Source organism: Burkholderia sp. (assembly GCF_018375725.1).
Lineage (GTDB): Bacteria > Pseudomonadota > Gammaproteobacteria > Burkholderiales > Burkholderiaceae > Burkholderia.
Window position 1 is genome coordinate 26487 of sequence record NZ_JAHACR010000016.1, and the last position, 6414, is coordinate 32900.

Consider the following 6414-nt stretch of genomic DNA (forward strand, 5'->3'; position numbering starts at 1 on the left):
GCATGCTTCTCGTCCAATTTTCAGACTCGACGCAGGAAACCATCATCGCATTCTTGCCTGGTCTGCAAGACCCGGTCGTCTTTCCGAATCAGGGAGAGGTTGATTCAACTGATCCTCGCTGGAAAGCTTTTTGCCATAACCTTCCTGATACTGTTCAGGCATCCATGCCGAGTTAGTTGATGCTTGTTCGTAGTCGCTTGTTGTCGCTTGCGTTTATCGAAAGCAATGGCTTCTCAATCAGATACCAACTAATCGAGGCGATCGCGATCGTGACCGCCGCAGATGCGATCGTGGCGGATAAAATTGAGTGCCGACCGATCGGCGTGCTATAGAAAATATAGCTGCCGATCATAAGATGGTACAGGTAGATGCCGTAGCTAATTCTGCCAACATAAAGCGTTACTGGGTTGCACAAGACTTGACTACGTTTCGTCGATCGACCAAGCCATGCAATTAGCCATGCCGAAAGCATCGCGATCGCAGTTCCGGTGAGGGAAATGCTCCAGAGGTCATTGCCTCGAATGCTCATTACCAAAATGAAGGCAAGTAGTGCCGCGCCCAATGCTCCGATCACGTTCAGCATTTGATGCCACGTCTTCCGCGCCTCGGTTACCGCGGCGATAGCTCCCGCTGCCAAGCAGTCAAGATTCGAACTCGGAGCGTAAAGCGCTGCCTGCATGTTGTGAAGGTGAGCATCGAAATACCAGCGCGATACCGGCGAGACAACCATCATGCAGGCGATGACGATAATCAGGTTCCGTTTGTAGCAGGCGATCAGCAAGAAGGGCCAAAACAGGTAAAACTGCTGCTCAACTGACAGCGACCAAAAATGGATAGGGAATAGAAAGGCGCCTTTTATTGAGAAAAAGACGTTCGACAAAAACGACATGTGCCAACCTATTCCACCGTCCACGAAGCCCGGGTGTACGAAATAGATGAAAGCGATGGTCAAGAAGTAAATCGGCCATATCCTGATGATGCGTCGAGCGAAAAATCTACGCAAATCAATGTTTCCATTGCTCTGCGCCTGCTCTGCGAGCAGGCGCAGCGTGATGACGTATCCGCTGATCGAGAAGAACACGTAAACGCCGACGAGCCCCCAATTGATCGGATATGCGAAACCGGGAACCCAATGGCTCAGCATCACTGCGACGACAGCAACGGCGCGTAGAGCGTCTAGTTCAGGCCGATATTTCATCTCGAAAGTGGCGAATGGAAACGTCTGATTTTATACGATAGAGCGCACACTCATCCTGCGCGTAAGCAGTACGCTTAAACCAGCCGCCTTCTGGCGGCTTTTTCTTTACGTGGGCTCGATGAAGAGCGACGTCGTTGCGCGCGCGGTGCCGGTGCCGCAACAGCCGCGGATGCAGCCGCGGGTGCCGCGACGGGCGATGCCTCAATTGGCGCGGATGCCGACTCGGCAACGGCCGCCGCGTCAACTGGCTTTGCATCCGATGCCGCCAGCACCGGGCCAGCCACCGGCACAAGAGCGCTCGCCCTTACCGGTTGCGCCGGATCATCCCCGCCACACGCAGCCAACGACACAACCACGAAGACGAGCGCCGCCCTCACGGCGAGCGCGATATTCCTGTTCTTCATTGTTTTTTCCTCGATTGATGGCCTTCGGGCCGAGTGAATCCGCCGTTTGGCGGTCTACATCAGCCGCCTTGCGCGGCTTTTTGCGTCCGTCCCGGTTGTACGCACTACGCGCGGCGATCCCGGGCGGCGAGCCGCTTATTTTTCCCGGTAAAGCCTTGCCAGATAAGGCGTTAGCGGTGGGCAGCGTCGGCGCTGCGCGACCGGCCCGGAAATCCACCCATCACATACCCAGCCCGCCCCGCGCGGGCTTTTTGCTTTCTGGCTCCCGATAGGTCGACGGACTGAACGCGCGGTTCCCCCTGGCCGCGCCCTCGGGAGTTTCTATTCAGGGGTTTTAGGGGAAGCCCCATGCAAAACATCGTTCACGCAACGTTCGAAGGTTTGGCTGTCCGATTCACGGATGACGGCTGGTTTAACGCAACGGCCGCAGCCCGCCACTTCGGGAAACGTCTCGATCACTGGCTGGCCAGCTCTGAAACGGCCGCATACATAGCTGCACTGGCCGAAGCTCTTAACTCACCGGATTCCGGGGAGTTTGTCCGCGCCAAAGAGGGGCGCGGCGGCGGTACTTGGCTACACCCGAAACTCGCGGTTGCCTTCGCTCGCTGGTGCGATGCGCGATTCGCCGTCTGGTGCGACATGCAAATTGACGGCTTGATCCGCGACGGCTATGCGCGCATCAGTGACGCGGAGCGCTCGCACTGGCAGCAACTGCTTCAACTTGAAGCGAAGGATCAAACGTCGCTCATTCGAGCGTCCTTCGGCTCGCACTTGATGCTTCAACGAAAACGAGACTTGCCGGCCATCCAGGCCGAACGAGAACGACTCAGCAGCATCGTTCAACCATCCCTCCTCAACTAACCCGGCTCCGGCCGGGTTTTCTTTTTCTGAGACCACATGGACTACTCGACCATTGCCGGGGTCGGCGGCTCTGCTGCGACTGGCGTTTTTGCGGTGCTTGGCTGGGTGCTCAAGCGTTCGGTATCGCAACTGGACAAGAAGATCGAGGCGCACGACGAAGCCATTCAGAAGCGGGCCGATGAACTCGCTGCGTTCAAGCTCCATGCCGCGGAGAGTTACGTCACGAATTCCGCGCTCGAGAAGGCGATTGATCGGTTCAGCGCGGCGATTGATGCGGTCTACAAGAAGCTTGAGCGCATTGACGACCGGTTGGCTGAAAAGCAGGATAAGCAATGATCCTTAGTCCCCAAATCATCGCCGCCTCAACAGGCTGCACGTTGCTGCGCGCGAGTCAGTGGCTCACCTCGCTCCAACCCGCCTGCGACAAGTACGCGATCAATACGCCCCTGCGTCTCGCTGCGTTTCTGGCGACAGTGGGCGTGGAGTCGGGCGCGCTGGCGTGGACGGCTGAGATATGGGGGCCGACAGCCGAGCAGAAGGCCTACGAGCCGCCATCGCGCAAAGCGTCCGAGCTCGGCAACACGCAAGCGGGCGACGGCTTTCGATTCAAGGGCCGCGGACTCTTGCAAATTACCGGTCGCCGCAACTACCTACTCTGCGGCATCGGCATTGACCTTGATCTGATCGCGCATCCGGAATTGCTCGAACAACCGGAGCATGCGTCCATGAGCGCAGCTTGGTATTGGTTTAACAGGCGCCTCAACGATCTGGCGGACGACGGCAATTTCCTTGGGCTGTCGCGCGCCGTGAATCTCGGGAGCGTTGCGTCGAAAGCCATGCCGAATGGATGGACGGAACGGCTGGCGCTGTATGGCGCGGGAAAGAAAGCAATGGGAGTGACGCAATGAGCAAAGCGAAGATCATCCGCGACAGCGAAGGCCGGTTCTACGGCATCAAGTGGATTTGCCCGGGATGTGAAGCCGGTACGCGTGGCTCGGGCGTTCATCTTTTGCCGGTGAACTGGCTTCCGCCTGGCGAAACAATGGAGTCGCCGCACAACGCTGGCAAGCCGCATTGGAGCTTCAACGGTGACATGGAGCGGCCGGTGTTCGGGCCGAGTGTTCTCAGCACTTGGGACGAGTGGCAGGGTGACGACGTTCCCAAGAAGCATCACGTCTGCCACTCGTTCGTCGGATGCAACGGCGCGCAACCGGGGCAGATCGCGTTCCTCGGCGACAGCACGCACGCGCTCGCCGGCCAGACGGTCGATCTGCCTGACATCGACTGATCCCCGAATCCCATCACCTTCCAGCCCGCCTCGAGCGGGCTTTTTTATGCCCATCGTTCGCCATCTCATAGATGCTGCTCAAGGCAAGCATCCGCTCGGTGCTGCGCGTTCGCCTCATTGGCCGACCGTTCGAAAGCAACACCTCGAGAATTTTCCGACGTGCGCCGTATGCGGCGGCAAGGTGAAGTTGCAGGTTCATCATCGCCGGCCATTTCATCTCCACCCCGAATTGGAGCTTGAGGAAAGCAACCTGATCACGCTCTGCGAAGCGCCGGGTCGCAACTGCCATCTCATCTTCGGGCACCTGCTCAATTTTCGCAGCTTCAACCCCGATGTGGGTGTCGATGCGCCTGCATGGAATCAGAAGATCGCCAAGCGGCCGATGGCCAACAAGGAGTAATCATGAACAAGACTTCCAGCATCGTTACCGGCGGCTTGACCGTAGGCGCAGCCGAACTCGTTCCGGCTGTCGAGTGGGCGCTCACCGGCTTCCGCGGCCCCGTTCCCGCCAGCGTTTCGTCTCTCGTCGCCGGCCTCGTTGCGGCAGCGCTTCACGCCGCATACAACGCCGTTGCTGCGCGCGCCGCCGCCAAGCAAGACCAACAAGCCGCCCAGCAGTAACCCTCCCCGCCGTTCCTAGGCACCCAATCCCGAAGGTTTCCATGAAGAAGATGCTGCTTCTCGCGGCAGGCGTAGTCACGCTTGCCCTCTCCGCGTGCGCCTCGGCTCCGGCCAGCCAAACGCAAGTCCTCGCCAACGTAAAAACGCAGGTCGTGAAGGCTTGCGCGGTCGCGACGCCGACGATTGCAAGTCTCGAGGCCATGCGCCCGCAGATGACCGCTACCCAAGCGGCCGACCTCGACAAAGCCTCGCTGATCGTCGGCAACGCGTGCTCGGCATCGTCGGTCAGCATCGCGTCCGCCCAAGACCTCGTGAATGTGGCGGTTCCGGCTGCGATCAAGGTCATTGGCGCATCGTCGATGCCTGAGCAGGACAAGACGACGGCGCAGATCGCGCTGACTGCCGCGGCCGTTGCGATTTCGGCGGCGCTGGCTGAGTATGTGCCAGCGGTTCCGGCTTCGGCGTCGGGTGTGTGATGAGGAGGCCGATCCGCGTTGCACTCAGCGGCAGCGGCTTCCGGCTCGGCGCTCACCTCGGAGCACTCCAGGCCATCGAAGATGCAGGCTACGAGGTCATCGAGATTTCGGGGACGAGTGGCGGATCAATCGTGGCAAGCCTGTACGCATCCGGCATGTCGCTGGCCGACCTCAAAAGCCTCTGCCTGTCTCTCGACTGGTCGCCGATGATGAGTTTCTCGCCATGGACACTCATCACGAAGCGAGCGTATTGCTCGGGCAATGCCCTGCTCGACTTCCTGACGGAACAGACGGGCGCCAAGAAGTTTGCGGATGTGCCGGTCGCACTGAAGGTAGTTGCATCCGACCTGCTGACGGAACGTGAATTTGAATTTGGGAAAGCCTCGACGCCGGATGCGCCGATCGCCTTGGCCGCTCGCGCCTCGGCATCGATCCCGCTCGTGTTCTCGCCAGTTGCCTATCAAGACGCGATGTTGGTTGATGGCGGCTGCACAGACAACATCCCTGTCAGCAATCTAACGGTGGATGAGGTGCCGCGCGTTGGCATCTTTCTCGAATCCGGCGACAGTCCGCTAAAGTCCGGCCGATACGGACTTGCAGCACTGGCGCCGCGGATCATCGACCTATTGCTCGCATCGAACGAGGCCTCACACGTCGAACTCGACACGAAGAACGGCGCGACCATCGTGCGAGTGCCGACTGGCTACGCGTCGAGCCTTGACCGCAACATGCCGACCGCGATTCGTCAGCGCTTGATTGACGATGGATATGCAGCCACGAAAGCCGCTCTATCCGCTATGTAACGCCCGCCAGCCGCTCTCATGCGGTTGGCGCACCCCTCTAGCCGGCGTCTTGCGGCGCGTCATTGCCCTCGACATTGGCGCGATCAACAAGTCGCGACAGGCGCCTGCCCAGCTTGTTGGCTCCCCAGCAAACGCAATAACGCTCCTGACTTTCAACGACGCAGGCGTGGCACGGCTCAATGCCCTTCAGTTGCGCAACAATATCTTCAATGTCTGCGCCCGTCTCGGCCTCAATTCTATCAATGACGCGCTGAACTCGATCATCGAATCCGGCCGACGCATTCGACGCAAGCGCCTTGGCGTCTTCCAGTTCCATGATGACGTACCGCTTTTCGCTCACCTTCCCTCCTAGCCCGCAGATTGCGGCGCGTCCGTATCCCATTCCGGATACTCAAACTCGTCGTCCCAGTCGTTCACTTGCGTGTCGCACGAGTCGCACATCCAGTACGCGTATGGGTAGAGGCGCCCATCTGATTTCTCATCCTCGCCAGTGTGATACTCCTCACGCCCGAGAAGCTTGGCGCAACTCGGACAGTGCATCGCAGTCATCCCGCCTCCCCGCGCCCAAGCGCATCAATCAGCCAAACGATTCCGACTGCGCGTCACTCTCCTAGCCCCATCGTCCAAAACTCGATTGTAAGCCATTGTTTTTGCGTGTTAACGTATGTGAATTTCGGTGATATAAATCACGCCACAAAAGCATCATAGCCAGTTGATTTTTAACGTGAAATGGCGTTTTTGCGCCTTGATCCGATGGCAATGA

Annotated in this window: 11 protein-coding genes; 9 read left to right on the top strand and 2 right to left on the bottom strand. The window is 58.9% G+C overall.

All coding sequences use genetic code 11. The features are described from left to right. Positions 1–2: 2 nt before the first annotated feature. Entirely contained in the window at positions 3–176 is a 174-nt protein-coding gene (locus tag KH616_RS04830) for a hypothetical protein (RefSeq protein ID WP_292237812.1), read from the top strand. Here the strand turns inward: KH616_RS04830 and KH616_RS04835 are convergent. Then, positions 173–1198: an acyltransferase gene (locus KH616_RS04835; protein WP_292237813.1), complete on the bottom strand. Its 1026-nt coding sequence runs from the start codon at positions 1196–1198 to the stop codon at positions 173–175. The two genes, KH616_RS04830 and KH616_RS04835, sit on opposite strands and share 4 nt — an antisense overlap. A gap of 752 nt (positions 1199–1950) precedes the next feature. Here KH616_RS04835 and KH616_RS04840 point away from each other — a divergent pair. Genes KH616_RS04840 through KH616_RS04875 form a run of 8 tightly spaced genes read left to right on the top strand, consistent with a single transcriptional unit; the run spans position 1951 to position 5651 of the window. Beyond that, a complete protein-coding gene (locus KH616_RS04840) occupies positions 1951–2463 on the top strand; it encodes a KilA-N domain-containing protein (RefSeq protein WP_292237814.1) in 513 nt (170 codons plus the stop codon). 36 nt (positions 2464–2499) lie between these two features. Next, a complete protein-coding gene (locus KH616_RS04845) occupies positions 2500–2799 on the top strand; it encodes a hypothetical protein (RefSeq protein WP_292237815.1) in 300 nt (99 codons plus the stop codon). After that, positions 2796–3371, top strand: a complete 576-nt coding sequence (locus KH616_RS04850) for a glycoside hydrolase family 19 protein (protein WP_292237816.1) — start codon at positions 2796–2798, stop codon at positions 3369–3371. Before KH616_RS04845 ends, KH616_RS04850 begins: the two co-directional genes overlap by 4 nt. Further along, positions 3368–3751, top strand: a complete 384-nt coding sequence (locus tag KH616_RS04855) for a hypothetical protein (protein ID WP_292237817.1) — start codon at positions 3368–3370, stop codon at positions 3749–3751. Before KH616_RS04850 ends, KH616_RS04855 begins: the two co-directional genes overlap by 4 nt. 46 nt (positions 3752–3797) lie before the next feature. Then, positions 3798–4151, top strand: coding sequence for an HNH endonuclease signature motif containing protein (locus KH616_RS04860; RefSeq protein ID WP_292237818.1), 354 nt, complete (start codon positions 3798–3800; stop codon positions 4149–4151). Between the two features lie 2 nt (positions 4152–4153). Further along, on the top strand, positions 4154–4372 hold the full coding sequence (locus KH616_RS04865) for a hypothetical protein (protein ID WP_292237819.1): 219 nt from the start codon (positions 4154–4156) through the stop codon (positions 4370–4372). Between the two features lie 41 nt (positions 4373–4413). Further along, positions 4414–4848, top strand: coding sequence for a hypothetical protein (locus KH616_RS04870; RefSeq protein ID WP_292237820.1), 435 nt, complete (start codon positions 4414–4416; stop codon positions 4846–4848). Then, positions 4848–5651, top strand: a complete 804-nt coding sequence (locus tag KH616_RS04875; protein WP_292237821.1) for a patatin-like phospholipase family protein — start codon at positions 4848–4850, stop codon at positions 5649–5651. The genes KH616_RS04870 and KH616_RS04875 overlap by 1 nt, the downstream gene beginning before the upstream one ends. 37 nt (positions 5652–5688) lie before the next feature. On the opposite strand, the gene KH616_RS04880 is transcribed toward KH616_RS04875, so the two are convergent. Further along, positions 5689–5991: a hypothetical protein gene (locus KH616_RS04880; protein ID WP_292237822.1), complete on the bottom strand. Its 303-nt coding sequence runs from the start codon at positions 5989–5991 to the stop codon at positions 5689–5691. Positions 5992–6414: the final 423 nt, after the last annotated feature.

Bases quoted from the DNA above. Each gene is read 5' to 3' on its own strand.
- KH616_RS04830 (WP_292237812.1), top strand. From the start codon at position 3: ATGCTTCTCGTCCAATTTTCAGACTCGACGCAGGAAACCATCATCGCA.
- KH616_RS04835 (WP_292237813.1), bottom strand. From the start codon at position 1,198: ATGAAATATCGGCCTGAACTAGACGCTCTACGCGCCGTTGCTGTCGTC.
- KH616_RS04840 (WP_292237814.1), top strand. From the start codon at position 1,951: ATGCAAAACATCGTTCACGCAACGTTCGAAGGTTTGGCTGTCCGATTC.
- KH616_RS04845 (WP_292237815.1), top strand. From the start codon at position 2,500: ATGGACTACTCGACCATTGCCGGGGTCGGCGGCTCTGCTGCGACTGGC.
- KH616_RS04850 (WP_292237816.1), top strand. From the start codon at position 2,796: ATGATCCTTAGTCCCCAAATCATCGCCGCCTCAACAGGCTGCACGTTG.
- KH616_RS04855 (WP_292237817.1), top strand. From the start codon at position 3,368: ATGAGCAAAGCGAAGATCATCCGCGACAGCGAAGGCCGGTTCTACGGC.
- KH616_RS04860 (WP_292237818.1), top strand. From the start codon at position 3,798: ATGCCCATCGTTCGCCATCTCATAGATGCTGCTCAAGGCAAGCATCCG.
- KH616_RS04865 (WP_292237819.1), top strand. From the start codon at position 4,154: ATGAACAAGACTTCCAGCATCGTTACCGGCGGCTTGACCGTAGGCGCA.
- KH616_RS04870 (WP_292237820.1), top strand. From the start codon at position 4,414: ATGAAGAAGATGCTGCTTCTCGCGGCAGGCGTAGTCACGCTTGCCCTC.
- KH616_RS04875 (WP_292237821.1), top strand. From the start codon at position 4,848: ATGAGGAGGCCGATCCGCGTTGCACTCAGCGGCAGCGGCTTCCGGCTC.